This window comes from Kitasatospora sp. MAP12-44 (assembly GCF_029892095.1).
Taxonomy (GTDB): Bacteria; Actinomycetota; Actinomycetes; order Streptomycetales; family Streptomycetaceae; genus Kitasatospora.
This window is the reverse complement of sequence record NZ_JARZAE010000004.1, coordinates 4,067,676-4,093,621: the sequence shown is the minus strand read 5'-3', so window position 1 is coordinate 4,093,621 and position 25,946 is coordinate 4,067,676. Positions and strand designations below refer to the sequence as shown.

21 protein-coding genes, 1 tRNA gene, 1 other RNA gene and 3 pseudogenes are annotated in these 25,946 nt (G+C 70.0%); 20 read left to right on the top strand and 6 right to left on the bottom strand.

Going from position 1 to position 25,946, the window contains the following annotated elements; genetic code table 11:
* Positions 1 to 60: 60 nt before the first annotated feature.
* The gene (locus tag P3T34_RS19125; RefSeq protein WP_280667249.1) at positions 61 to 957 is read right to left on the bottom strand and encodes a phytanoyl-CoA dioxygenase family protein; all 897 of its coding nucleotides are present in this window, start codon (positions 955 to 957) and stop codon (positions 61 to 63) included.
* Positions 958 to 1,144: 187 nt separating this feature from the next.
* Between P3T34_RS19125 and P3T34_RS19120 the strand changes: the two genes are divergently transcribed.
* Positions 1,145 to 1,690: a SigE family RNA polymerase sigma factor gene (locus P3T34_RS19120; protein WP_280667248.1), complete on the top strand. Its 546-nt coding sequence runs from the start codon at positions 1,145 to 1,147 to the stop codon at positions 1,688 to 1,690.
* On the top strand, positions 1,687 to 2,532 hold the full coding sequence (locus P3T34_RS19115; protein WP_280667247.1) for a hypothetical protein: 846 nt from the start codon (positions 1,687 to 1,689) through the stop codon (positions 2,530 to 2,532). The genes P3T34_RS19120 and P3T34_RS19115 overlap by 4 nt, the downstream gene beginning before the upstream one ends.
* A 229-nt stretch (positions 2,533 to 2,761) precedes the next feature.
* On the opposite strand, the gene P3T34_RS19110 is transcribed toward P3T34_RS19115, so the two are convergent.
* A complete protein-coding gene (locus P3T34_RS19110) occupies positions 2,762 to 4,018 on the bottom strand; it encodes an alpha/beta hydrolase (protein ID WP_280667246.1) in 1,257 nt (418 codons plus the stop codon).
* Between the two features lie 123 nt (positions 4,019 to 4,141).
* Between P3T34_RS19110 and P3T34_RS19105 the strand changes: the two genes are divergently transcribed.
* Positions 4,142 to 4,600, top strand: a complete 459-nt coding sequence (locus P3T34_RS19105; RefSeq protein WP_280667245.1) for a MarR family transcriptional regulator — start codon at positions 4,142 to 4,144, stop codon at positions 4,598 to 4,600.
* 321 nt (positions 4,601 to 4,921) lie between these two features.
* Here the strand turns inward: P3T34_RS19105 and P3T34_RS19100 are convergent, their stop codons facing one another.
* Complete coding sequence (locus P3T34_RS19100) at positions 4,922 to 6,538, bottom strand: alpha-galactosidase (RefSeq protein WP_280667244.1); 1,617 nt, start codon at positions 6,536 to 6,538, stop codon at positions 4,922 to 4,924.
* Positions 6,539 to 6,958: 420 nt separating this feature from the next.
* Between P3T34_RS19100 and P3T34_RS19095 the strand changes: the two are divergent.
* Positions 6,959 to 7,192 (top strand): annotated as a pseudogene (locus P3T34_RS19095) (site-specific integrase); the annotation flags it as partial.
* A gap of 371 nt (positions 7,193 to 7,563) precedes the next feature.
* Here the strand turns inward: P3T34_RS19095 and P3T34_RS19090 are convergent.
* Positions 7,564 to 8,823 carry a DUF4041 domain-containing protein gene (locus P3T34_RS19090; protein ID WP_280667243.1) on the bottom strand — a complete coding sequence of 420 codons (1,260 nt, stop codon included), beginning with the start codon at positions 8,821 to 8,823 and terminating at the stop codon, positions 7,564 to 7,566.
* Positions 8,824 to 8,939: 116 nt separating this feature from the next.
* Positions 8,940 to 10,220, bottom strand: a complete 1,281-nt coding sequence (locus P3T34_RS19085; protein ID WP_280667242.1) for a hypothetical protein — start codon at positions 10,218 to 10,220, stop codon at positions 8,940 to 8,942.
* A 229-nt stretch (positions 10,221 to 10,449) separates the two neighbouring features.
* Between P3T34_RS19085 and P3T34_RS19080 the strand changes: the two are divergent.
* The 7 genes and pseudogenes from P3T34_RS19080 to P3T34_RS19050 form a co-directional block, all read left to right on the top strand.
* Positions 10,450 to 10,611: pseudogene (locus P3T34_RS19080) on the top strand (site-specific integrase); the annotation flags it as partial.
* A 342-nt stretch (positions 10,612 to 10,953) separates the two neighbouring features.
* Positions 10,954 to 12,264 (top strand): helix-turn-helix transcriptional regulator, encoded by a 1,311-nt coding sequence (locus P3T34_RS19075; RefSeq protein WP_280667241.1) that lies wholly within the window; start codon positions 10,954 to 10,956, stop codon positions 12,262 to 12,264.
* A gap of 351 nt (positions 12,265 to 12,615) precedes the next feature.
* On the top strand, positions 12,616 to 13,356 hold the full coding sequence (locus tag P3T34_RS19070; RefSeq protein WP_280667240.1) for a hypothetical protein: 741 nt from the start codon (positions 12,616 to 12,618) through the stop codon (positions 13,354 to 13,356).
* A gap of 3 nt (positions 13,357 to 13,359) precedes the next feature.
* On the top strand, positions 13,360 to 14,670 hold the full coding sequence (locus P3T34_RS19065; RefSeq protein ID WP_280667239.1) for a UDP-N-acetylglucosamine 1-carboxyvinyltransferase: 1,311 nt from the start codon (positions 13,360 to 13,362) through the stop codon (positions 14,668 to 14,670).
* A complete protein-coding gene (locus P3T34_RS19060) occupies positions 14,667 to 15,701 on the top strand; it encodes a serine hydrolase domain-containing protein (RefSeq protein WP_280667238.1) in 1,035 nt (344 codons plus the stop codon). The genes P3T34_RS19065 and P3T34_RS19060 overlap by 4 nt, the downstream gene beginning before the upstream one ends.
* Positions 15,702 to 15,714: 13 nt before the next feature.
* Entirely contained in the window at positions 15,715 to 15,918 is a 204-nt protein-coding gene (locus tag P3T34_RS19055) for a hypothetical protein (RefSeq protein ID WP_280667237.1), read from the top strand.
* On the top strand, positions 15,849 to 16,763 hold the full coding sequence (locus P3T34_RS19050) for a UDP-N-acetylmuramate dehydrogenase (RefSeq protein ID WP_280667236.1): 915 nt from the start codon (positions 15,849 to 15,851) through the stop codon (positions 16,761 to 16,763). The genes P3T34_RS19055 and P3T34_RS19050 overlap by 70 nt, the downstream gene beginning before the upstream one ends.
* A gap of 148 nt (positions 16,764 to 16,911) precedes the next feature.
* On the opposite strand, the gene P3T34_RS19045 is transcribed toward P3T34_RS19050, so the two are convergent.
* Positions 16,912 to 16,996: transfer RNA gene (locus P3T34_RS19045), tRNA-Ser, on the bottom strand.
* Between the two features lie 131 nt (positions 16,997 to 17,127).
* On the opposite strand from P3T34_RS19045, the gene ffs reads away from it, so the two are divergent.
* The 9 genes and pseudogenes from ffs to P3T34_RS19000 all read left to right on the top strand — a co-directional run bounded on the left by ffs (position 17,128) and on the right by P3T34_RS19000 (position 25,854).
* Positions 17,128 to 17,218: signal recognition particle sRNA small type (ffs, locus tag P3T34_RS19040), an RNA gene on the top strand.
* Between the two features lie 67 nt (positions 17,219 to 17,285).
* Positions 17,286 to 19,448 carry a DNA polymerase III subunit gamma and tau gene (locus tag P3T34_RS19035; RefSeq protein WP_280667235.1) on the top strand — a complete coding sequence of 721 codons (2,163 nt, stop codon included), beginning with the start codon at positions 17,286 to 17,288 and terminating at the stop codon, positions 19,446 to 19,448.
* Positions 19,449 to 19,606: 158 nt separating this feature from the next.
* Positions 19,607 to 19,954: a YbaB/EbfC family nucleoid-associated protein gene (locus P3T34_RS19030; RefSeq protein WP_280667234.1), complete on the top strand. Its 348-nt coding sequence runs from the start codon at positions 19,607 to 19,609 to the stop codon at positions 19,952 to 19,954.
* Positions 19,955 to 20,083: 129 nt separating this feature from the next.
* Positions 20,084 to 20,683 carry a recombination mediator RecR gene (recR, locus tag P3T34_RS19025; protein WP_280667233.1) on the top strand — a complete coding sequence of 200 codons (600 nt, stop codon included), beginning with the start codon at positions 20,084 to 20,086 and terminating at the stop codon, positions 20,681 to 20,683.
* Complete coding sequence (locus P3T34_RS19020) at positions 20,676 to 21,338, top strand: DUF5063 domain-containing protein (RefSeq protein WP_280667232.1); 663 nt, start codon at positions 20,676 to 20,678, stop codon at positions 21,336 to 21,338. The genes recR and P3T34_RS19020 overlap by 8 nt, the downstream gene beginning before the upstream one ends.
* Before the next feature lie 334 nt (positions 21,339 to 21,672).
* A complete protein-coding gene (locus tag P3T34_RS19015; RefSeq protein WP_280667231.1) occupies positions 21,673 to 22,953 on the top strand; it encodes an aspartate kinase in 1,281 nt (426 codons plus the stop codon).
* Positions 22,950 to 24,003, top strand: a pseudogene (locus tag P3T34_RS19010) (aspartate-semialdehyde dehydrogenase). Before P3T34_RS19015 ends, P3T34_RS19010 begins: the two are co-directional and overlap by 4 nt.
* Positions 24,004 to 24,203: 200 nt before the next feature.
* The gene (locus P3T34_RS19005) at positions 24,204 to 24,725 is read left to right on the top strand and encodes a SigE family RNA polymerase sigma factor (protein ID WP_280667230.1); all 522 of its coding nucleotides are present in this window, start codon (positions 24,204 to 24,206) and stop codon (positions 24,723 to 24,725) included.
* Positions 24,718 to 25,854, top strand: a complete 1,137-nt coding sequence (locus tag P3T34_RS19000) for a hypothetical protein (protein ID WP_280667229.1) — start codon at positions 24,718 to 24,720, stop codon at positions 25,852 to 25,854. The genes P3T34_RS19005 and P3T34_RS19000 overlap by 8 nt, the downstream gene beginning before the upstream one ends.
* Positions 25,855 to 25,946 lie beyond the last annotated feature (92 nt).

Genomic DNA, 25,946 nt, shown 5'->3' with positions numbered 1-25,946 from the left:
CGGTGGGTCGGGGTCGGTCGGGTCAGGCGGGGCGGGGGAGGGATCCGGGCCTGCCGGAGGTCAGGGCATGAGCGGCGGGTACTGCGAGGTGAGGAAGCCGTTCTCCCTGAGGTGGCCATGCAGCGGAGTGGTGCCCGGGTAGTGCCCCCACTGGTGGTCGCCGGGCACCTCGCCCGGGGCGGCCAGCCGCGCGCCCAGCAGCTGGCGCTGGACCGGGGAGAAGCCCCGGGACACCCCGTCCGCGAGCAGTGCGTCGTTCTCGTCCCGGTTGTGGGACCAGCGGTGCGAGTAGGCGAAGAACATGCCCTTGCGGGTGGTCTTCGAGTAGTTGTCGGTCCGGGTGTGCCACAGCCTTCGGTCGAAGAAGACGGCGTCACCCGGGTTCGCGACGACCTCGACGGCACCCTGCGGCTCCGGCCACTCGACATCCCGGCTCGGCGGGCCGTCGATCCGGTCGGTCAGGTGGCTGCCCGGGACGACCTTGAAGTTGCCGCGGCCGGTCTCGGACAGGTCGGAGAGCCAGAAGGCGACCTTCACCGACAGGCGTGGGCGCGGGCTGGTCTCGATCTCCCGGTTCTGGCGTCCGCCGTCCTGGTGCCAGTCGAAGCGGTAGGGCTTCGGCGTCCGGATCGGCGGGTGCACGTCCAGGTGCGAGTGGTAGATGTGCACGTTCCAGCCGAGCACTGACCAGACCAGCGGGAACGTGCGCGGATGGTCGATCAGGTCCACCGCCTCCGGCATCGCGGCCACCGCGCTCAGCCGGTGCATCGCCCCCTGGGGCGAGACCCGGCCCGTGGCGCTCTCCCGTGCGTAGAGGCGGTCCAACGCGTCCGAGTAGTGCGCGATCTCGAAGGCGTCCAGCGCGCCCGGCACCACCAGGTAGCCGTCCCGCTCGAATCGCTCGCGCTGCTGGTCGGTCATCGGCCGGCCGGGGGCGGCCGTCTCCATCACGGTCATGACCTCTCCTGAGGTTGCGGTGCTCTCTTGCCCGGTTCTGAACGCCGCCGCGATCCGCTCGGTAGACATCCGTCCGGTGTGACGACCGCCATACGAAACGAGTACAACCTGCCGGCCAGAACTCGCGTTTCTGGAGGAATGCGGCAAGTGGAATAGACTCCGCCGTTTCTGAAACCTGAGGAGCGGCGTGCAGCAGAGCGAGAGAGAAGCACTGTTCGAGGAGTTCGTGCTGGCCCGCTCTCCGGCGCTGCTGCGCATGTGCCGGCTGCTCACCAACGACCGCGGGCTGGCCGAGGACCTGCTGCAGACCGCGCTGGCGAACTGCTACCGCCACTGGGACCGGGCCAGGTCCGACGGCAGAGAGGAGGCCTACGTGCGGACCGCGATCGTCAACGCGCACATCAGCAGTGTGCGTCGGCGCAGGTTCCAGGAGATCTTGATGCTGCGCCTGCCGGAGACCGGCCAGGACGGGGCATCGGCCGCGATCGACGACCGCGACCTGCTGCGCCGGGCGCTGGCCGAACTCGCCCCGCGCACCCGGGCCACGGTGGTGCTCCGGCACTACGTCGGGCTGACCGAACAGGAGGCGGCGCAGACGCTCGGCTGCTCGGTGGGCAACGTCAAGCGCCTCGCCTCACGCGGCCTGCAGCAACTGCGCGCCGCGATGGGCCGGCAGTCGAGCGCTCCGACCGGGGACGCCGCGCTTCAGATGTGCGAGGGGTCGGTCCGATGAGCAACTCGTTCGAGCATCAGCTGGAAGCGGATCTGGCGGCTGCGGCCGCGGAGTTCGAGCTGCCGCCGCCCGACTTCCACCACCGGGTCCGGGCCCAGGTCGCCGTGCGGCAGCGCCGGCGCCGGACCGTGCTCGCCGCGGGTGGCGCGGCCTGTGCCGCGGCCGTGCTGGCCGTCACCCTGGCCGTCACCGGGACGGGCGGTACCGCCCGTCCCGTGGGCCCCGCCGCCGACGGGGGTCTCCTCAGCGGCGGCCCGACCGCGACGCCGACGCCGGGTACGCCGTGGTGGCAGCAGTCCGGTGCCACCGCAGTCACCTCCCCGGTGCTGGCAGCCTTCTGGGACGCCCGGAGCACGGGTCCGTACACCGATGTACAGGTGCTGGAGCAGAAGCCGCTCGGGAACCGGTTCTTGCTCCTGGTCGCGGGCCAACGGCCGGACGGTGAAAGGCGGTTGCTGCTCCTGCTCAGTGACCGGTCGGCCCAGGACGGCCTGTCCGCCGACGGACTGCACTTCCTGACCGAGCGCGCCGCTCCCCCCGCGCCGGCCGCACCCATCGGCCTCTCGTACAACGACGGGGCCGGCCCCTCGGCCACCCGCGTCATGACCGTCCTGGCCCCGCCTTGTGCCGGCCAGCGGCGGCTCAGTCTCGGTTCCGGCGAGCCGCTCACCTGGCTTGGGGAGGCCCCGGACACCCTGCGGGTCGTCAAACCGGTCCCGGCCACCGCCACGGTCCTGGTCCGGTGCGAGGCTCCGGGCAGCCCCAGCAGCTACCAGCTGATGCCCAGCGGTCCTCCCGTCCTGGCCGGCACCACGGCCGTCTCCCTGTTCGTCGGCGTCTGAGCGCGGATCCCGGAGCAGCAGGGCGGGGCTGGTCTCCCCGGTGGGAGACCAGCCCCGAAGAGTCCGGCGCCGGCCTGCGGCGGTGGGACGGGCGAGAACGAGGACCGCCCTGCCGCCGTTGCGGCTCGCCGGCGGCCGGGCCACCCGGGCCACCCGGGCCACCCGCGCCACCCGCGCCGAACGCGGCGCACCACCGCAGCGGGTTCCTACGTCCGGTGCCCGGCCGGTGTCACGCCTGGCGGGCGTCGGTGATCCGGGCGGGGACGGCGCCGAGCCACCAGGCGGGGTTGGCGGTGCCGTCGGTGGTGCGGCCGTCGCCGCGCACGTAGTGGCGCACGTCGCGGCCGGGCTCGTGGAACGCGCCGTTCAGGGCGCGCTCGATCCACTCGGCGCCGAAGCGGAACACCTCTGCGGCGGCCCCGCCCAGGGGGTGGAACTCGTTCTCGTAGACGCGGATCTCCTTGGGTGCGCGGATCCGCTCGTAGTTGGCCAGGGCCTGCTCCAGCTGGGTGAGCTCGTCGAACTCGCCGATGCCGTACAGGACCGGGCAGGTGATCTCCTGGACCAGGTCGCCGAGCGGCATGCGGTCGACCAGCTCGCGGTCGAACGTGTCCTCGTCGGTGTAGCCGGCCATGAACATGTAGTTGTTCTTGAAGGTCGGCTGGGCCCGCTCGAAGATCGTCCGGAAGTCGCCGGTGACGGCCTCGAAGGCGGCCAGCGCGGCGAGCCGGCGGTCGGTGGCCGCGGCGCGCGAACCCCAGTAACCGCTCATCGAGATGCCGAACATGCCGATCCGGGCCGGGTCGACCTCCGGGAGCGAGGCCAGGTGGTCGAGGTAGCGGCTGATCGCCCGCTCGTAGTTGGTGAGGTCGACGGTGAGTCCGTTGGCCCGGCTCTCGCCCTGGCCCGGGCCCTCGATGGAGAGGGCGACGATTCCGCGCGAGGTGTAGTACCGCTCGGCCGCGTAGATGTAGTCCTCCTTGATCATGTCCATCCCCGGCCCGAGGATCACCGCGGGGGCGTTCTTCACCGCGCCGGCCGGTAGGTGCAGCAGGCCGAAGATCTGGCTGCCCTCGAAGTCCAGGACCACCCGGCGGACCCGGTTGTCGCGCAGCGCGCCCAGGCGCTCCACGCAGTGGTTGGCGTGTTCGCGGAAGGCGAGCTTGCGCGGGTCGGTGGCGTCGAAGATGGAGTACTGGGCGCGGCCCCACATCACCGCGGCGCGCACGTACAGGTCGGCGGCGGTCTGCGCGAAGCCGCCCTGCTCGTGGTGGGAGGCACGCTCCTCGGCCTGGCCGGCCACGGTGGCCCAGGCCTTGGGCAGCATTGCCCCGCTCTTCACCAGGTCGAAGACCTTGTCGAAGTCGGTGTGGTCGTGGCCGAGCTGCTCCAGGGTGCCCTTGGCCTGGGGGTGCAGGGCGTCGAAGCCGCCCTGGGCGAGGGCGATGTCCAGGGCCCAGCTCTGGCCGGTCGAACGAGCAGTCATCACGGGTGTCCTCTCTCGATGAGGGTTATCGGCACCTACGCAGTGCCTAAGTACTTATTCATTAAGTACTTAGGTTAAAGTGTTGTCAACCCGTCCACCGACCCGCGCCACGGAGGCCGCCTCATGTCCGAGCCGCAGCCCGCCCCCACTCGCGATCACGCCCTCGATCAGCTCACTCGCGCCGCCTACAGCCTCAGCGCCGCCGACTCCCGCCTGCGCGGACGCGCCACCCGCACACCCGGAGCGCTCTCCCTCACCCATGCGCGAGCGCTGCGCGTCCTCGTCGAGACGGGCCCGCTGCCGATCGGCCGACTGGCCACCGCCACCGAGACCACCGGCGCGGCCGCCACTCAACTGGTCAACGGCCTCGTCGCGGCGGGCTACGTCACCCGCGAACGCCCCGCGGACGACAAGCGATCAGTCATGGTCACCCTGACCGACGCGGGCCGGCGCCGTCACCACGAACGCCAGGCCGTCCTGGCCGGGGCACTCGACACGGCACTCGCGCACCACGATGCCGTTGCCCTGGACGTCGCGACCGACGTGTTGCGGCAGTTGGCCGCCATCTACGACCGACTGTGACCGCAGTGCCGCCGGGTACTGGCCCAGCTACCTTGCTCGCCACCAACGTGGTCGCCGAACTCACCACTCGGCCACTGCAACCACGGAACGACGAAGGCCCCGACCGCAGTGCGGTCGGGGCCTTCGTCTGCCCTGGCGGTCGGGTGCGGAGGATACGTCGTGAGGGGTTGCCCCCAACACGCTTTCCAATTCTGCACAGCGCTGTTCGCTGGGGTCCGCACACGTTCTGACCTGTGATGCAGAGGTCTCCTGGTCGTCCTCCGAACCCCGTTGGACCGGGATGAACGAGACCAAAACTGAGACTATTACAGCCGCTGCACGTCAACCGGTGGCGGGCACCGAGATTTTGTCGATGTCGGGGGCCCAACCGCCGTACTCGTTGCCGAAGGTGATCGTGTTGTAGCCCGCGTTCAGTGTCAGTTCCACGGTCGCTGTCTGGGTCGAGTTCCAGTTGCCGTTCCCGTGGAACGAGACCTTCTGCAGGTTCTCGCCGTTGGTCCAGATCGAGGCGTAGCGATCCCCGTCCCCGTTCACGTACTGGACGGTGACCGGGTAGGTGCCGGCGTTCTGGGCATAGACACCGTTGATGTAGAGCTTGTTCGTTCCCCCGATCCAGCTCACCTTCTCGCCGCCCGAGCAGGCCGAGCAGGCCGAGAAGACCGCGCCGGAATTGTTGATCCAGCGGCCCGACACGATCGAGTGGGCGGGGTCCTCGGCCTCGTAGCTTTGGGCGCCCGCGGTGGGGGTGATCAACGCGGTGTACCAGGAGGCCGGCGCGCCGGGCGCGGTGACCCGGTACACCGCGGTGCCGTGGGCCGGGACCTGAGTGGTGATGCCAGCGGCACTGCTCTGGATAACGGTGCCGGTGTACTGGTCGGTCCAGGTTCCCGTGCCAGGGATGCCCACCGCGGCCAGGGAGGCGCTCAGGGTCTGCGCGCTGTCCGACCCGTTGTAGAGCGCGAGCGCGACGTCACCGTTGCTGAGCGGCTTCGCCAGGACGAGCGACCCCGAGGAGTTGATCAATCGGCTCCCGCCGATGACCCTCGCCTGGAGGCCCAGGGCGTCCTGGTCGATCGCGATGAGCCGCGGGTTCTTCAGCAGTGCCAGCGAAGTCGCGTTCAGGCTGCTCGGGTTGGCGCTCGCGATCAGGGGCGCGGCCATCATCGCCCACATGGCGAAGTGGGTCTGCTCCTCGGTCGTGGTGAGCCCGCCGTTGCCGACCTCCAGCATGTCCGCATCATTGAACGAGCCCGGCTTGGCCCGCCAAGCCAGCGTGGCGTTCTCGGTGACGATGTTGGCGATGCCGTTGGGCCAGCTCTGGCCCCACCACTGGTTCCCGATGTCCTCGGTGCTGCGCGCCTGGTCGGAGACGTCGCCCCAGTCCCGTGTGACGCCCGCGCCCGTATTGCTGCCGCTGTTCGGGTTGATGCTGAAGACGATCGGTCGGCCGGTGGCTTCCAGCGCGTTGCGCATCTTGGCGAAGTCGGCGACCTGGGCGGACAGCGACGAGGCACTCTCGCAGTAGTCGTACTTGAGGTAGTCGACGCCCCAGGACGCGAAGGTGTTGGCGTCGTTGACTTCGTGCCCGGCGCTACCGGAGTATCCCGCGCAGGTCTTGGCACCCGGTGACTCGTAGATGCCGAACTTGAAGCCCCGCGCGTGCAGGTAGTCGCCGAGGGCCTTCATGTCGGGGTAGTTGGAGTTGCCGGTCAGATTGCCGTTCGCGTCACGGGCCATCCAGCAGTCGTCGACGTTGACGTACCGGTATCCGGCGTCCCGCATGCCGTTCGCGACAAGGCTGTCTGCGACCGACTCGATCAGTGACTGGGTCGCGCCGCACCCGTAGGTGTTCCAGGCGTTCCAACCCATGGGCGGAACCTGGAGCAGCGGTGTCGGGGTGGCAGCGACCGCGGCCGGGACCACGCCGACCCCTGCCACCACAACTCCCGCCGCCACGGCTGCCCGCAGCAGCCGCCAAGACCGATTCGCCCTTGCCGCCATCCGCTTCCCCTATCCCTGAAATCAGCCCACTGAACCTCCCGGACCGCTGGCACGCCTGCCGCCTGGACGACGGCCACCGACTGCCCCGGCCCGCCGCCAGGCCGTGACTCACCGGCAGAAGGTCCATGGCGAAGAAGAACTGAGGTACCAGCAACTACCAGAAGTGAACATTGCTCGCCATAACTCGACGATATCGAACACAGTGGGTGACATCGAACGGCTTCGTTCACCCCTGTGTCAAGGCTTTGATCAAAAACAGGTGCCCGAGATCTCGTCGCTACCTCCGGGAACGCCCTGGCCGGCTCCCGAGGCCGAGGAGAGATCGTGAGCGCCGATGGCCCTCGCTTGGAAATCGACGTGGCCATCCGCGTGCACCTCGTCCTCGGTCTCAGTGCGCACCGCTTGGAGAAGCTGGACCCCGAGCACCTGGAGCGCTTCTACCGGGAAGATGCAGGCCGCCGGAGGCGCCGCCAGTACTGCGCACCAGGCCCACCGCACCATCCGTGTCGCCCTCGACGAGGCTGTGCGGCGCGACCATCTCACCCGCAACGTGGCCAGGATCGCCACGGCCCGAAGCTCGAAGAGGAGGAGGTCCAAGCGCCACGGAGATGACGCGGAAGCGCCGCAACTGAGGCCGAGACGACGAAGTCCCCGACCGGATTCCCGATCGGAGACTTCGTGCTGCCGGGTTGGGCCATGGGGTTCCGGGCGGTACCGGATGGCAGCGGATGAGACTGCGGGGTTTCCCTCAGCCGCTGGTCAGCTCCGCACGGGGGGCTCGAACTTGGCGCCCTTCCGCCTTTCAGGCTGCTCCAGAGGGCCCGCTAGCTGGGCGACGCGCAGGTGCGTTTGCCGCAGGAGAGTGAGGAGGCCCGGCGTAGTCCGCCGGGGTGGTCGCAAGGTTGTCGTATGACAACCCCGCTCGGATCGCGTGAACGCGACCCCGGAGCCGGGATCCACATTCAGCTCTGCCGCGGCCAGCGGCTGCGGCTCTGGAAGTACTCGAGAGCCGCGGGTTCCTCTGTGAACTCAAGCAGGCCGCCTACCCTGTCTGCCAATAGTGCTCGGACCTCGGATGGTGTGGCGAAGAAGAACTCGCGTCGCTCGTTGACGAAGTTGACGCGTTGATCGGCGAACGCCTTATGAAGTTCGGACTCCAGTGCCACGGCGTCCTCGGAGAAGAACAGGGCATGGACGTCGTACCGGAACGGCACTGAAGCGTCACCGAGCTCCCGGACCCGATCCATCGGATCGAGACGGCGGGTCATGCCGATCTTGACGATGTTCGGACCGAAGGCGCCGATGTTGGAGATGACGTATACGTAGCCGGCGCGAATGTTCGCGATGCGGTAGTCGTTGGCTGCGATGGCTTTTTCGATGTCAGCGAGGCGGCTGGAGAGTTCGGTGACAGCGGTGTCGTCGCCTTTGGCACGGAGAGATGCCAGGACACTGACGTAGTGCGCTCGTTCTTTCTCGAGTCGCTCCTTCTCGGCGGCCAACTCCTGCTCAGCCTGGCGCTGTTCGCGGAGAAGCTGGCGCTCCTGGCGGGCGTGTTCACGCTCTTCCTGCACCTTTATCTGGAAGTCAGCAGTCAGCTCGAGCTCAGCGACTCGCAGAGCGTGATACTCGGGGTTGATCCGCATCTCCATGATTGCCCCGAGCTTCTCGATCGCCGTGACCGCCGACTCCAGTCGCTTCTGTGCGGTGCGCACGTTCCCCGACCTCAGCGAGCGTACGCAGTTGTCTGCCTCGGCGTTGTAGGCCCGCAGCATCAGCTTGGACAGATCGCCGACCAGTTTCCGTCCTCGGGCTAGAGATCCGTCGAAGGTGAACATGTCGGCGGCTAGGATCGCGCGGCTGCTCTTGATGACGTCGTCGATCTGGCCGCCGAGGCTGTGCAGCCGATCCTTGTAGGCTGCCGCGTTCTCCAGAGGATGGTGGTAGCGGTAGATACCGACGTCCTGCAGGGCGCGCTGGTCGCTGAGATCGATCAAATCGGCGCCACTTTGTGCGGCAGCGAGCGCCGCTTCGAGATCGGCGATACGGGCCAACAGCGGGGAGGGGTCGACCCCACCGAACGGTGGCAGAGTCGGTGGGACGGCAGATGTCTGGTCTGGCCCAGTCCCCGGTGAGCCCTGCGCCGGGTCTGGGGGAGCCTCGGTGGTTGGCGCGGTCGCGGACTCGGCGACGTCGTTTTCCGATTCGGACTCGTCGTCGGGCACGAAGACGTGCCAGCCAGGTGGTGGAGTCGGCCAGGTCGGGTCGGGCTTCCATCCTGGCGGGGGAGTCCAGCCTTCGGGCGGCGTGGGCCACCCGGGCGGTGGGTTGAGCCGCATTTTCACTTCCCTCGAACGCGGATGCCGCGGCTGGTGTCTGCCGGCACCAGGTCGAATGGCGACTTCGACATTGCGGCACCGAGGTGCTGCAACGTGGCCTGGGGGACCACTTTGGCCAGATCGAAGCTGTTGAAGGTCTCGCGGTCTGCGGCGACGATGACAAGAGGAACGGTGGTTGGGCGGCCAGTGGCGGGGTCGACAGTATCGGCGCCGACCGTCAGCGCGATCGAGTGGACTTTGCCGGCGCGGTCGGCCTCGAAGACTTCGTGCAGACTGCGAACTGCGACCTGCCAGACCGCGTTCGCGTACCGTTCCTTCTTTTCGCGAACGGGCAGGTCAGTTGAGGCGATCTCGTCCTTCGCCTTCACGTATCGGTACCCCTTCACTGAGGGTATGGTTGAGGGCTCTGGAACGCCGACTGTAAGCGTGACTTCGCGGGATGCGAGATTGAACGCATGGTCGTGCTCGACCAGGAAGACCTCGGGGTAGACCGAGTTGGACAGGACGATGCCGACGTACTCCTGGATGGCAGATTCAACATCGAAGGCGAGGTCGTTGATGAGCTTGGTGACCTCGGCGTTGTGAGCTGACGCCTCAGCCTCGCGCTTTTCGCATTCCTGCTTGTATTTCTCTTCGGCGGTGGATAGTTCCGCCGTGCGCTTGGCTTCCAACTTCTCGCGCTGGGTCAATTTCCTGACGTAGCTGTTGTGGAGGGCATCCCTGATGTGCTCCCAGTCGCCATGCGCGCTCTCAAAGGCAGCCCGGGCCCCCTCGATGGCCTGTTGGTGTCGCTTCTTGCCGCCGAGCATGGCTGAGAGCCCGCTGGGTGCAGTCGGCTCCTGATACACGGGCTCAGACGCGTAGCTCGGCTCCGCAACCTTGGGCGTAGGGACAGCCAGGTCACCAGGCTTGAACGGAGGATGCTTGACTTTCGAGATCTTCAATGATTCGAGATCGACGTAGTCGTCTATGCCCAGGGCCCACGCGAGCAGACTGTCGACGTCGGCAAGATTGCTGGCCAGATCGGTGTTCATGGACTCGACCTCGGCGAGCTTGGATTCCACATGGAGTCGCGCGGCCTCACGCTCTGCGGCCTTCTTCTCGGTGGCAGAGGCCCTTGCCGCCGCCACCCGCGCGCGCTCGTATGCCGTCACGGCTCGTTCAGCTTGGCGCTGCGCTGCAAGATGAGCACGGTGGGCGGCGGCCTGCTGCTGGCGTTGGCGCTTCTCCGCCTGCTGCGCCTGGTAGTTCATCTCCGCGAAGAAGCCGCGACGTTTGCCCATGACATCCCCTACAAGACCCGGTACCGAGGATCAAACCTTGTGAGTTTTCACCGTATCCATGATCACTGCCGCCGGCGGGGTTAACCCAGGATTGAGGGCGGAGGTCGACGCAGGTCCCGGCGGGTAGCCAGCCAAGCGGGGTCGGTGCTGCGGGCCCGGCTCTGGGTCAGGTCTTGCCCGCTGCCGTCGCGGTGCAGTCCGCGAAGCGGCGTAACAGTGCGCGGACTTCGGGCGGCCGTTGCTGCCGAGTACGGACTACGACGTCTGGAAGGAGCTGCTCTCTGACGCCAAGGTTCGCGACGGCCTCCTGCACGACACCGCCACCGTGCTTCTCATCGTCGGTGTCCCAGAGCGAGTGGTGATGCAGATCATGGGCTGGTCGTCCACGGCGAGAATGGGGGCGCCGTCCTGGACAACGCCGAGGTCACGCATCTGCTCGCTGGGCCGCACCTGGATCACCTGAACTCCCTTTGGGCCGTGTCGCGTTCGGGTCGGGCCCGGGATCGCCATCCGAGATGGTACCGGGCGTGGAGGGCTGGCGTGGAGGTGCTCCAGGAGAAGACGCGCATGCTGTCCTCATCGCGCCGGATCGGGGTGGTCCACAAGGGCGCCGCTTCGGCGGTCATCGGCGTCTACTGTCCAGGCTTTTTGGTCGAGTCCCTACAGCGGGTCGCGCTACTCGGTACGGTTGCCTCCTGTAGTCAACTGGTCACGATTGGCGGGGGCGGAGGCCGTGGCGGGGGACATCACGTTCGGCGAGTTCATCGCCAAGCTGCGTGGACGCAAGGGCTGGTACCAGCGGGATCTGGCTGCCGAGGTCGACCGCAGCGAGGAGTGGGTCTCCGGGGTCGAGCGCGACGTGATCCCGGTCCGGAAGGTCGAGATGTTGTCCCTGCTCGCTCGGGTGCTCGGCACGACGCTCGAAGAGTTGCTCGCGCATCCGCAACCTGCGGCGGGCGTGTCCAGTTCGCCTCGACGCAAGGTCAGCTCCGCTAGGCTGACGCCCAGTCCGGCCAAGGAGGATGACGACGAGGTGCGACGCCGCGAACTGCTGGCCGCTGCTGCTGCCGCCGTCTTCAGTCCGGTGGTAGGCACTCAGGCGGCTCACGCGAGTCCAGCGCCCCTGGCTCCACTGGAAGACCTGGTGCTGTACGGCCCGGCGACCATCCCTGGGCAGCGCGAGCCGAGTGCAGAGACCGTTCGTGCGTCGATCGTGACAGCACGTCAAGAGTTCCGGGCGGCCCGCTATGACGCTCTCGCGGAGGCCCTGCCTGGGTGGATCGCGGCCGCGCAGAGTGTCGGCAGTCCCGAGGAGGCGGCCCGCTCGGTGGCCGCGCTCTACAACATCGCGGTCCGGCTGTGCATCAAGGTGGGTGACAACGGTCTGGTCGCCGTCACCTCTGACCGTGCGCTGACCGCTGCCCGTGCTGGTGGCGACGGGCTTGTTACCGCCGAGGCCCAACGGATGGTCTCCAGCGCTTGGCGACGCCAGGGCCACCTGAGCCGGGCGACTGACATCGTGGTGCGGGCCGCCCATGACCTGCAGCGGGACGACACCGTCCCGGAGGCGGCCCGACTGGCCGCCCAGGGCGACCTGTACGCCACCGCCGCCTACACCGCCGCGAAGATGGGCGACCGCACTTACGCTCATGCGCTGATCAACGAGGCTGCCGACACCGCCCGCGCCGCTGGTCGAACTTCCGGGCAGCTCGACGGGATCCAGGGCGTCGCCCTCCATCACCTGTCGGTGCACTACGAGCTCGGCGACTCCGGCCAGGCGATCGAGTTGGCCCGCACCATCAACCCGGCCGCGCTGCCGACGGCCGAGCGCCAGGCCCGGTTCTTCATCGACGTCGCCCGGGCCTTTGACCAGTGGGGCAAGCCCGAGCAGACGTACCGTGCGCTGCTGGCCGCTGAGCAGGCAGCCCCGCAGGAGACCCACCGCGGGGCCGTACGTGCGCTCGCCGCCGGCCTGCTCCGCCACGACCGTTCCCTGCCCGGCGTACGGGAGTTCGCCGTCCGAGCAGGCGTCCAACTCGGCTGACCCGTAACGGGCTTACGGGCCCGTAATCGCGCTACGGATCTGATCTTCACCCGGGCCTTTCACTAGGGACAGCCGCTTGTCCCCGCTGCCGAAGGCCCGCTCATGCCGACGCTCAGCCCCTCCGCCCTGCCCGCCGCCGGTCGGCGCCACGCCGCACGAGACCGCGACCCGGTCGGCGCCTTCCTGACTGCTTCCTGGGCCGCATTGCACATCGCCACGGCCTGCCTGTCGGCCTCGTCGTCCACCAGGCCGAGGCCCACCCCCCGGCGGCTCCGACGGCCACCACACCGGACCTGCTCATCAGCTAGGTCCGGCACGTCTTCACTCGCTCGCCCGAGAGGAGAACCAGCCATGCACGGACTTCCCGAATTCCCCACGATGAGCGCCGAGTTGGCGCACGTCGATTACCGCACCACCCCCGAGTACTACTTCGACACCGAGCAGGTCACAGACCCGCTCGTCCTCGCGCTGCTGAGCTGCTGCCCGACCGTCTTCGGCCTCAAGAAGGCAGTGGCCGACCTGCTGGCCGGACGCCTGAACATCACCCTGCCGGAGTCAGCGGGCACCATCGAGCCGGGCGCCACGGTTCGCGGCCAGGTGGTCGTGGCCGCCGGAGCCGTCATCGCCGAAGGCGCTTTCGTCACCGGCCCCGCCCTCGTCTGCCCCGGCGCGGTGATCGAGGCCGGTGCCCGTGTGCGGGGCAACACCGTCATCGGTCCCGACTGCCGGATCGGCTTCGGCGCCGAGGTCACCCGCAGCTTCCTGCTCGGCGGCGCCTTCATGAAGCACACCAGCTTCGTCGGCGACTCCGTCCTCGGACTCGGGGTCAACATCGGCGCGTTCGTCTCCACCACGGGCCTGCGGTGCACCTCCGGCCCGGTCACCGAGCCAGCCACCGAGGAGGTCAACGCCCACCTCGACGGTCATCGCATCGCCACCGGCCAGACCAAGTTCGGAGCCGTGATCGGCGACGGGGTGGTCATCCCGGCCGGCACCGTGCTTCAGCCCGCCACCCTGATCGGCGCGCACACCGTGCTCTACCCCAAGACCCAAGTAGGCGGCTTCTTCCCCGCCGGAAGCCAGGGAAGGTAATCCGTGAACCAGACCCACCTGCCGACCGCCGACGAGCGGGCCGTGCGCATCACCGGCGGCGTCCCGCTCAGCGGTGCCACCACGGTGCAGGGCAGCAAGAACATCGCCCTGCACCTGTACGCCGCCGCCCTCCTGGCCGACGAGCCGCTGACGCTCACCGGCGCCCCCGAGATCCTCGACACCCTGGTCTGCGCGGAGATCCTCAACCACACCGGCACCCCGACCAGGGTCATCGGCGACCGCTTCGAGACCACCCCGGCCGCCGCCTGGTACCCCGTCATCCCCGACAAGCTCGGCCGACGCATCCGCACCACCGCGGTGATGGCCGCCGCCCTGCTCGTCCGCGCCGGGCAGGTCACCTTCCCGACTCCGGGAGGGGATGCGTTCTGCCGCAGGCACATCGACCGGCACCTGGCGGCGATGGAAGCCGCCGGCGCGACCCTGGAGGTCAGCGGGGACCACGTGAAGGCCCGGATCGCCAGCTGGGTCCAGGCGCCGTTCACCACGGATGGGGCCACCCGGCAGTGGGGTCCGAGCCTCGGGGCCACCGTCACCGGCATGCTGCTGGCCGCCCGGGTCCGTGGCACCTCCACGATCCTCAACCCGAGCGTCGAGCCCGAGGTGCTGGTCACCGCTGCCGTGCTCGCGGCCGGGGGCGTCGGCATCACCTGGGAAGGCACCACCGCGCTGCACGTCATCGGTGCCGACCGGATCACCGGCGGCGCCTTCCAGGTGCCGCCCGACCGGCTGGAGGCCAGCACTCTCGCTCTCGCAGCCGCCATCACCGGCGGCACCGTGCACCTGGACAACTTCCCGCCCAGCGAGTTCCCGGATGGGCTCCTGGCGGTCTTCGCCGACGCTGGGATCGAACTCACGGCTGTGAACGGCGGCACGCTGGCGCGGTGCCCGGCGGGTCCCCGGCCGGTGCAGATGGCCACCGGCCCTCACCCCGGCTTCCCGACCGACGTGCAACCCCAGCTGACTGCCTTTCTCACCCAGGCCCGCGGCACCTCCCGGATCGAGGAGCGGATCTACACCGAGCGGGCCACCCACGTCGGTCCGCTGCGGGCGTTCGGCGCCGCCGTCAACACCGACGGCGCGGAGATCACCGTCCGGGGCCCGTTCCCCCTCGCCGCCGCTGACGTGGCGGGTGAGGACATCCGGGCGGTGACCGCACTGGTGATCGCCGCTCTGGCGGCCGAGGGCACCTCTACGATCCGAGGCATGTACCACCTGCGGCGCGGATACGGCAGCCTGCTGCCCAAGTTGGCAGCCCTGGGTGTCAAGCTGACGATCGATCAGGAGATCCCGTGATCACCACCACTGCCTGGACCAAGACCGCTCTTGCCGGGCTGCAGGAGACCCTGGAGCTGCTGACCGCCGACGCCACAGTGCCCGGCGGCGTCGTCGCCCACGGCACGTACGACAGCGAGCCCGGCTACCTGACCAGCGGCGTCGTCGCTCCCGGGTGCGGCGACGCCCGGCCGGGACCGGGCACGGTGTACGACGTCGCCTCGCTGACCAAGGTGCTGGCCACCTGGCCGCTGATCGGCACCACCGGGATCGATCTGGACGCTCCGCTCTGCAGCCTCCTGCACCAGCTGCCGACCGAGTCCCCAGGTGGGCAGGTGACGGTGCGGCAGATCCTCGCCCACACATCCGGCCTGCGGGCCGACACCCGTCTCGACCGCTACCGAGGTACCAGCACCGACCTGGCCGAACTCATCTGCCAGGAGGACCTGATCGCGGTGCCCGGCGCCGGGCACCGCTACATCAACCGCGGCTTCATCCTCGCCGGGCTCCTGCTCGCGCAGGTCACCGGCCGGCGCCTGGACGAACTCTCCGCCGACCTGTGGCAGGACCTGGGCATGACCGGCACCACCTACGGACCAGTGGCCCGCGCCGCCCACGTCGCGCCGACCGGACAGCGCTTTCCTGGCGCTCCGCGACTGTGGGGCCTGCCGCACGACGACAACGCCGCCCTGCTCGGCGGAGTCGCCGGGCACGCCGGGGTCTTCTCGACCCCGGCCGACCTCGCCGCCTACGCGACCGCCCTGCTTCGCGGGCACGCCGACGGCTCGCCGCTGGGTCGCTGGCTGACCGAGAGCATGGTCCCGCAGGCCGCGATCGAGCCCGGACTGGACCGAGGGCTGGCCTGGATCCTGGCCGACGAAGGACGCGTGGCCTACCACCACGGCTTCACCGGTACCAGCCTCTACCTCCACCCGGCGACCGGCCGCTACCTGGCCATCTGCACCAACGCCGTCTACCACCACCAGGACAACCGCACCCGCCTCGCCCCGCTGCGGGCTATCGCGCTCAAGGCGATCACCGACGAACCCTAGGAGGGAACCAGCCGTGACCAGCACCACGCTCGCATCCCTGGCCACCCTGCGGCTCGGCGGCCCCGCCGGGCACGTCCTGACCGTCTCCGACCCCGCTGACTGGCCCGAGGCCGTGCGCGCGATCGGCCAGCAACAGGAGGACGCCCCGTGGTGCTGGGCCACGGCAGCAACGTCATCGCCTCCGACGCCGGGCACCCCGGCACCGTCGTCGCAATGAACACCTGCGGAATCACCGTGACGCGGGCGGAGCAGGGCCGGGTGTCCGTCACCGCGCTGGCCGGCCACGCGCTGACGGACCTGGTGCAGTGGGCCGCCAGTGAGAACCTGGCCGGCATCGAGTGCCTTGCTGGCATACCCGGGACGGTCGGAGCCGCCCCGGTCCAGAACGCCGGCGCCTACGGCCAGCAGATCTCCGACACCCTCGACCACGTCACGGCCTGGGACTGGGCGAAGGGCCACGCCCGCACACTCCCCGCCGAGACGTGCCAACTGCGCTACCGCAGGAGCCGCTTCAAGGCGGAGCCCGGTCGCTGGACCATTCTGAGTGCCACCTTCCGCCTCCGCCAAGCAGATCGCGCCGCACCGATCTCCTATGCGCCCCTGGCAGCTGAACTCGGTGTTCCTATCGGAGCCCGGCCGCCGGTTCCAGACGTGGTGGCTGGCGTTCTCGCCAACCGGTACCACCGCGGACTCCTCCTCGACCGCCACAGCGCCGAAGCCCGCCAGGTCGGCTCCGTCTTCCTCAACCCGACGGTCAGCGCGGTCCAAGCTGCGAGCCTGGCGGCGGAGGGCTGCCCGACCTACGCCGACAGCGACGGGCAGCTACGAGCCAGCGCAGGCTGGCTGTTGGAACGCATCGGCTGCCAGCACGGAGCTGTGATCGCCGATGGCATCCGCTGCTCGGATCACCGTGTCCTCACTCTTGTCGCTCTCGGAGACATCACCGCGGCGGGCTTCGCTGCAACGCTCTCCCGACTGGCCGCGCAGGTCATGGCAGCAACCGGAATCGCCTTGCTCCCCGAGCCCGTCGCTGTCGGTTCCTGGGGGCGGTCAACAGCATGACTCTTCGAGGCGGTGTCCCCTGGGCGGCAGTTTCCGGTGGACAGCTCTCCGTGCCAGTGAGCTGCCACACCAGTGAGCAGCTGGGGAACGCCGAAGGCCCCGGCCGGTTTCCCGGTCGGGGCCTTCGAGCTGCCATGGCTGGCAGAGGCGGAGGATACGAGATTCGAACTCGTGAGGGGTTGCCCCCAACACGCTTTCCAAGCGTGCGCCCTAGGCCACTAGGCGAATCCTCCGTGGGAGAGCTTAGTACATGTTCGGGGGTGCTCGCGACCACCTATCCGCAGGTGGTCGCGGGTGGTTGCCTGCGGATCGTCGAGTGGGGTGGGCGGTACGGAGTGGGGCTGGAATCCGCTATTCTGGTGCCAGCCCCTCGTGTGGCGTTATCTCTCTGAACTCCCCCAGGGCCGGAAGGCAGCAAGGGTAGGAGGGCTCTGGCGGGTGCACGGGGGGTCTTTGCGTTCCCGGGGGCGGGGAGTGCGACGGACGACGCGTTTGTCCGGCGGTCCCGATATCGTCGGTGGCGTGTCCCTAGCCCTGTACCGCCGCTATCGCCCCGAGACTTTCGCAGAGGTCATCGGGCAGGAGCACGTGACCGCTCCGCTCCAGCAGGCCCTGCGCAACAACAGGGTCAACCATGCCTACCTGTTCAGCGGCCCGCGCGGCTGCGGCAAGACGACCAGTGCGCGCATCCTGGCCCGCTGCCTCAACTGCGCGCAGGGGCCGACCCCGACGCCGTGCGGGGAGTGCCAGTCCTGCACCGACCTGGCGACCGGCGGGCCCGGCTCGATCGATGTGATCGAGATCGACGCGGCCTCGCACGGTGGTGTGGACGACGCGCGTGAGCTGCGGGAGCGGGCGTTCTTCGCACCGGTGCACAGCCGGTACAAGATCTTCATTCTGGACGAGGCGCACATGGTCACCTCGGCCGGCTTCAACGCGCTGCTGAAGGTGGTGGAGGAGCCGCCGGAGCACCTCAAGTTCATCTTCGCGACCACGGAGCCGGAGAAGGTGATCGGGACGATCCGGTCCCGCACGCACCACTATCCGTTCCGGTTGGTGCCACCAGGGACGCTGCGTGACTACCTCGCGCAGGTCTGCGGGCGCGAGGGCATCCAGGTCGAGGACTCGGTGTTTCCGCTGGTCGTACGGGCCGGGGCGGGGTCTGTCCGGGACTCGATGTCGGTGATGGACCAGCTGCTGGCCGGGGCCGACGAGGGCGGGGTCACATATCCGATGGCCACCGCGCTGCTCGGGTACACGGACTCGGCGCTGCTGGACGAGGTGGTCGACGCCTTCGCTGTGCAGGACGGGGCGACGGTGTTCCAGGTCATCGACCGGGTGGTCGAGGGCGGGCACGATCCTCGCCGTTTCGTCACCGACCTGTTGGAGCGGCTGCGGGACCTGGTGATCCTGGCCACCGTGCCGGACGCGGGGGAGAAGGGGCTGCTCGACGCGCCCCCGGACCGGGTGGCCGTGATGCAGGCACAGGCGGACCGGTTCGGGTCGGCCGAGCTGAGCCGGGCCGCCGACATCGTCAACACCGGGTTGACCGAGATGCGGGGGAACGCCGCGCCGCGGCTGCAGCTGGAGCTGATCTGCGCCCGGGTGATGCTGCCAGGGGCGTACAGCGACGAGTTGTCGCTGATGGCGCGGATGGAGAAGTTGGAGCGACGGGCTGCCGCCGGTGGTGTGGGGTTCGCAGGAGCAGGAGCAGGAGCAGGAGCAGGAGCAGGGACGGGGACGGGAGCAGGAGTGGCGGTGCCTGCGGTGGTGCAGGCGGCGCCGGTGCCGGTGACCCAGCCCGCGCCCGCGCCCACCCCCACCCCCGCGCCGGCTCCGGCGGCGGGGCCGCCGCCCGGTGCGTGGCCGATTCCGCGCAGCTTCCCGCCGCCCGGACAGGAGCAGGCGGCACCCGCAGCACCCGCGACAGCGGTCGCAGCCGCGCCGCCCATGCAGCAGCAGCCCGTAGCGCCGCAGCCGCAACCGCAACCGCCGGCGTCGGCGTCGGCGCAGGCGTCGGCGGGGGCGCAGCAGGGCGCGGCGCAGGTGCGGCAGATGTGGCCGCAGATCCTGGAGGCCGTGAAGAACCGCCGCCGCTTCACCTGGATCCTGCTGAGCCAGAACGGCCAGGTCGCCGGCTTCGACGGCAGCACGCTGCAGGTCTCGTTCATCAACGCCGGTGCTCGCGACAGCTTCGTCAGCAGCAACAGCGACGACGTGCTCAAGCAGGCGCTGGCGGACGCGCTCAACGTGGACTGGCGGGTCGAGTGCATCGTCGACCCGTCCGGCAGCGGTTCGCAGGCGCAGGCACCCGCGCAGGGCGGCACGGGTGGTTGGGGCGGCGGCGCCTCGCCGGCCTCGCGCCAGCCCGCCGCGCCGGCTGCCCCGGCCGGGCCGCCGCCCGCCGCCCCGCAGGCGTACCAGGCTGCGCACGCAGCGCAGACAGCGCAGGCTCAGCCCGCGCCCGTGGTGGTGCAGGCACCAGCGCCGCCGCCGGTGCAGTCGCAGGCGCGGCCCCCGCAGCCGCCGCCGCAGTCCTCGGAGGAGGACGACGGCTTCCCCGCCGACGCCTACCAGGGCGGCACGGCAAGTCAGGCGGCTCAGGAGAGCGCCATCTCCGCTCAGGAACTGATCATCCGCGAGCTCGGAGCGACAGTCCTGGAGGAGATCCAGCACGGCGGATGATCGCCGGATGATCCGTGCGCAGACCCACGGGAGCGACCGGCCGGGCAGGACGTAGGCTCGATCCGACGGACAACAGACGCACAACAGGCAACAGACGCACGACAGACGCACAACAGACGTAGCAAGTGACGGCAGACATACAAGCGCAGGAGTGGACCGTGTTCCCTGGTGGTGGCCAGCCCAACATGCAGCAGCTGCTCAAGCAGGCGCAGAAGATGCAGGAAGACCTCGGCCGCGCGCAGCAGGAGCTGGCCGAGGCGCGGGTGAGCGGTTCGGCGGGCGGCGGCCTGGTCGAGGCCACGGTGAGCGGCAGCGGCGAGCTGCTGGCGCTGACGATCGCGCCGGCCGCCGTCGACCCGGAGGACACCGAGACCCTCGCGGACCTGGTGCTGGCGGCCGTCCGGGACGCCAACGCGGCGGCCTCCAAGCTCCAGGCGGAGCGGATGGGCCCGCTCACCCAGGGTCTCGGCGGTCTCGGCGGCAACATTCCGGGTCTGTCCTTCTGAACATCTCAGGTTATTCGGGCGTCGGACGGTGTGTCCGACGCCCGAATCGTTGGATGATGGCACCGGCGGCGCTGCGCACGAGCAGCGGACCGCCGAACGCGGTAGCGAACGCAGTGGGAAGGCAGAGCGGTGTACGAGGGCGTTGTTCAGGACCTGATCGACGAGTTGGGCAGGCTGCCCGGCGTCGGGCCCAAGAGCGCGCAGCGGATCGCCTTCCACATCCTGGCGGCCGACCCGGTCGATGTCCGCCGGCTGGCGCACACGCTGCTGGAGGTCAAGGACAAGGTGCGGTTCTGCGCGGTCTGCGGCAATGTCGCGGAGTCCGAGCGCTGCCGGGTCTGCCTGGACCCGCGGCGCGATCTGAGCGTGATCTGCGTCGTGGAGGAGTCCAAGGACGTGGTCGCGATCGAGCGGACCCGTGAGTTCCGCGGCCGCTACCACGTACTCGGCGGCGCGATCAGCCCGATCGAGGGCGTCGGACCGGACGATCTGCGGATCAGGGAACTGCTGGCGCGCCTCGCCGACGGGACGGTCGGCGAGCTGATCCTCGCCACAGACCCCAACCTGGAAGGGGAGGCGACCGCGACCTACCTGGCCCGGCTCTGCAAGCCGATGGGTCTGAAGGTGACCCGCCTGGCGAGCGGACTGCCCGTCGGCGGCGACTTGGAGTACGCCGACGAGGTCACCCTCGGCCGGGCCTTCGAAGGGAGACGACTGCTCGATGTCTGACAAGAGCGTGCACCAGGGCGTGCACACCGAGGCGGGGCCCGCCCAGGGGCCTGACGACTTCGCCGTGCAGATCGCGGACTCGGTCAAGAGCTTCGTGCTGGCCGTTACCGAGGTCGCCAAGGGCGACGAGCCGGGCAGCGCGGTGTCCCTGCTGCTGCTGGAGGTCTCCCAGCTGCTGCTGGCGGGCGGCCGCCTCGGCGCGGTCGAGGACGTCCTGCCGGATGACCGCTTCGAGCCGGACACCGGGCCCGAGCCGGACGGCGTGGAGCTGCGCGAGCTGCTCGCCGAGCTGCTCGCCCCGATCGACGTCTACCACGAGGTCTTCGACCCGTACGGTGCGCCGACGATGCCCAGTGCCTTCCGGATCTCCGACGACCTCGCGGGTGTGGTGAGCGATCTGCGGCACGGCCTGACCCACTACGACGAGGGCCGGGTCAGCGAGGCGATGTGGTGGTGGCAGTTCTCCTACCTCTCGAACTGGGGCTCGACCTGCACGGCGGTGCTGCGGGCGCTGCAGTCGCTGATCGCGCATGTCCGGCTGGACAGCCCGATCGGCGCGGTGCCGGACGGCGCGGACACCGACGACGACGGGCTCACGGACGAGCAGCTCGAGCAGCAGGCAGGCGCCCTGATGGCCGCCGAGCTCGGTATCTGAGCCGATGAGAAGCCGATGAGTAGCCGATCAGAAGGGCTTCCCGCCGAGAAATCTCAAAAAAATCTCAACCGGCAAATCCGGAGCGGAACGCCCCCGCTCCCGTGAATCTTTCGTGCCCACCGCGCCCCGCCCGCAGACTCGCCTGTCCCGCCAGTGCACTGGCGTCCACCAGGTAAAACGGCAGTCTCACGATATGGAAGGCTGCCGAAGTCCGGGCCCCGCTCGGTAGACTGACTCGCGACCGCAAGTACCCCCTCCCGCAGGGGGTCCGGGGATCGGACGGCGCCACCCGCGCCGGGCACGGCCCCGAAGACGACTCAGTCGAGGAGCGCACGTGGGCCTTGTCGTGCAGAAGTACGGCGGCTCATCCGTTGCGGATGCCGAGGGCATCAAGCGCGTGGCACGTCGCATCGTGGACACCAAGAAGGCCGGCCATGAGGTCGTCGTCGTGGTGTCCGCGATGGGCGACACGACGGACGAGCTCATCGAACTCGCCGAGCAGGTGTCACCCCTTCCTGCCGGCCGTGAGTTCGACATGCTGTTGACCGCTGGTGAGCGGATCTCGATGGCCCTGCTGGCCATGGCGATCCGATCCCTGGGCCACGAGGCCCAGTCGTTCACCGGGAGCCAGGCCGGAGTCATCACCGACTCGGTCCACAACAAAGCGCGCATCATCGACGTCACGCCCGGCCGGATCCGCAACGCCCTCGACGAGGGCAACATCGCGATCGTGGCCGGTTTCCAGGGCGTCTCGCAGGTCAGCAAGGACATCACCACGCTGGGCCGCGGCGGCTCGGACACCACCGCGGTGGCGCTGGCGGCCGCCCTGAAGGCCGAGGTCTGCGAGATCTACACCGATGTGGACGGCGTCTTCACCGCCGACCCGCGGGTGGTGAAGAAGGCCCGCAAGATCGACTGGATCGGCTACGAGGACATGCTGGAGCTGGCGTCCTCCGGCTCCAAGGTGCTGCTGGACCGCTGCGTCGAGTACGCGCGCCGCTACACCATCCCGATCCACGTACGATCGTCCTTCTCCGGCTTGCCGGGGACCATCGTCAGCAACAGCAACCCGACCAAGCCCGAAGGGGGCGAGATGGAGCAGGCCATCATCTCCGGGGTCGCCCACGACACGTCCGAGGCCAAGGTCACGGTTGTCGGAGTGCCGGACAAGCCGGGCGAGGCGGCCCGGATCTTCCGCGCCATCGCCGACGCCGAGGTCAACATCGACATGGTGGTGCAGAACGTCTCCGCCGCGTCGACCGGTCTGACCGACATCTCCTTCACCCTGCCGAAGGCCGAGGGCCAGAAGGCCATCGACGCGCTCGGCCGGGTCAAGGAGGGCATCGGCTACGAGTCGCTGCGCTACGACGACGCGATCGGCAAGATCTCGCTGGTCGGGGCGGGCATGCGCTCCAACCCGGGGGTCACCGCGACCTTCTTCGAGGCGCTCTCCGAGGCCGGCGTCAACATCGAGCTGATCTCCACCTCGGAGATCCGGATCTCCGTGGTGACCCGGGCCGACGACGTCAGCGAGGCGGTCCGCGCCGTGCACTCGGCCTTCGGCCTGGACAGCGACAGCGACGAGGCCGTCGTCTACGGCGGGACCGGGCGGTGAGCCGCAAGCCCAACCTGGCCGTGGTCGGCGCCACCGGCGCCGTCGGCACGGTGATGCTGGGCATCCTCTCCTCGCGGCAGGACGTCTGGGGCGAGATCCGGCTGATCGCCTCCGCGCGCTCGGCCGGCCGCCGGCTGAGCGTGCGCGGCCGGCAGGTCGAGGTCGTCGCGCTCAGCGAGGAGGCCTTCGAGGGCATCGACATCGCGATGTTCGACGTCCCGGACGAGGTCTCGGCGCAGTGGGCGCCGATCGCCGCGGCCAAGGGCGCCGTCGCGGTCGACAACTCCGGTGCGTTCCGGATGGACGACGACGTGCCGCTGGTGGTGCCCGAGGTCAACGCGGCCGCGGCCCGGATGCGGCCGCGCGGCATCATCGCCAACCCCAACTGCACCACCCTGTCCATGATCGTCGCGCTGGGCGCGCTGCACTCCGAGCTCGGCCTCAAGGAACTGGTGGTCGCCTCCTACCAGGCGGCCTCCGGCGCCGGTCAGCCCGGCATCGACGCGCTGCGCGAGCAGACCGCGAAGGTGGCCGGCACCGCCGTCGGCGAGCAGACCGGCGACCTGCGCGCGGTGATCGGCGACAGCGGCCCGTTCCCGGCGCCGCTGGTGCTCAACGCGGTGCCGTGGGCGGGCTCGCTCAAGGAGGACGGCTGGTCCTCCGAGGAGCTCAAGGTGCGCAACGAGAGCCGCAAGATCCTCGGGCTGCCGCACCTCAAGGTCTCCGCGACCTGCGTGCGGATCCCGGTGATCACCACCCACTCGCTGGCCGTGCACGCGGTCTTCGAGCGCGAGGTCACCCAGCAGCGGGCGCAGGAGATCCTGGCCCAGGCCCCCGGCGTCGTGCTCTACGACAACCCGGAGGCCGGCGAGTACCCGACGCCCAACGACGTGGTCGGCACCGACCCCACCTGGGTCGGCCGGGTGCGCCGCTCGATCGACGACCCGAACGCGCTGGACCTGTTCCTCTGCGGCGACAACCTGCGCAAGGGGCGCCGCGCTGAACACCGCCCAGATCGCCGAGCTGGTGGCGGCGGAGTTCACCGGTTGACGGTCGGGTGAACCGTCCAGGCCCCGGAGCCCCCTTCCAGGTGGAGGGGGCTCCGCGCTGTACGGAAGAATGTCCGCCAGACGGGGCAACCCTGAGGGGGGATCAAGTGTCCAACGGCCGTGACAGACCTGGTAGCGGTGGGTGTGCGGAGGGCGACAGCGGTGCGTCCACCGGCTGTTCGGCAGTTGGCTGAGCCCGGGATGACGATGGCCGCCACCGACACGGCGGGAGCCAGTGTCGACCTGCTCACCGAGACCTACCAGGCCCACTACCGGTCGCTGCTGCGGTTGGCGGCCCTGCTGCTGGACGACCAGGCCTCCTGCGAGGACGTCGTGCAGGAGGCGTTCATCCGCGTGCACGCCGCCCGCCGGCGGGTCCGCGAGCCCGCGAAGACGCTGGCCTATCTGCGGCAGACCGTGGTCAACCTCTCGCGCAGCACGCTGCGTCGGCGCATCCTCGGGCTGCGTCTGCTGCCCAAGCCGATGCCTGACATGGCCAGTGCAGAAGAGGGAGCCTACGATGCTCTCGAACGTGATCAGCTGAAGGCCGCGCTGCGCAGGCTGCAGCGGCGGCAGCGCGAGGTCCTGGTGCTGCGCTACTACGCCGACATGACGGAGGCTCAGGTGGCTGAACTGCTGGGGGTCTCGTTGGGAGCGGTGAAGGCGTACGGCTCACGTGGCCTGGCGGCGCTGCGGGTGCTGATGGAGAGCAGTCATGACTGAGGATCAGCAGCACGGCGCGGGCAACGTGGACCCGGAGTACGTGGACCCCGAGGAGCAGGCGCTGCGCGAGCTGCTGCACCGCGCGGTGGCCGGCCTGCAGCCGGCGCCGGACGCGCTGCCGCGGATCCGGCACGCGGTGCCGGTCCGGCGGGCCCGGCATCGGCAGGCCTGGACCTGCGCGGCCCTGGTCGCCGCGGTGCTCGCCGTCGCCCTGCCGACCCTGCACGGCCTGCCCGGTCTGCAACTCTCGGACGGCTCGGCGGCCGGCGCCGCCCGCCCCTCCGACGGCGGCCCGGCCGGGGCGGCACCCGGCATCGGGCACCCGGCCCCCGTGCCGTCCCGCGGCGGCGACCCGGACGCCGACGCGGACGCCACCGCCGTCTCCTCGACGGCGGCGAGCGGCGGGGTGACGAGCGCGACGGCCCTGGGCGGCGCAGCGTCCGGGCCGGCCGGCGCGGCGCCGCCCTGCGCCAGGACCGATCTCGGTCCCGGCTCGGCCCAGCTCGCCAGCCCGGACGCGGCGGGGCGGGTCTACGGCGTCCTCACGGTCGCCAACATCTCCGGCCACGCGTGCCTGCTGACCGACCCCGGAGCCGTCACGGTGACCGGGGGAGCGGGCCCGGTCGCGGTGGTCACCCACACGCTGGGGGACCCGGCCGACGGCCTGCCGGACCCAGCCACCCTGGCGAACCGGCTGCTGCTCGCGGCGGAGGGCGGCTACCGGGTCGCCTTCGCCTGGGTGCCGGACAGCCGCTGCCCGGTCACCGGCGGGGCCGCCGGGTCGAGCAGCGACCCGAGAACCGGCGGCGGGGCGACGGCCGCGTCCGGCGCCGCGAGCCCTGGCGGGCCGGGATCCGGCGGGGCGTCGCCGGCCGCTGACCCGGGCGGCGGGGGGTCGCCGGCCGCCCAGCCGTCCCCCGCGCAGAGCGGGACGGCCACGGCCTCGGCCAGCCCCTCGGCGAGCCTGCCGACGGCCGCAGGCCAGCCCTCGGCCTCGGCCGGCGCGCCCGGCACGCTCGTCGTCGACCACCAGCCGCTCGGCACCGGGCCGGTCGCGGTGGGCGTGCTGATCAGCGGCGTCTGCGGCTCCGGGACGCTGTACCGCTCGCTGCCGCAGCCGGCCTCCTGAGAGCAACAGCTCTGACGCGCCGCGCCGACCCGCCCTGACCCGTGAGGGGGACCCTGCGCGGGAGTGGGAGGAATGGGTGGTTACCGTGGGAC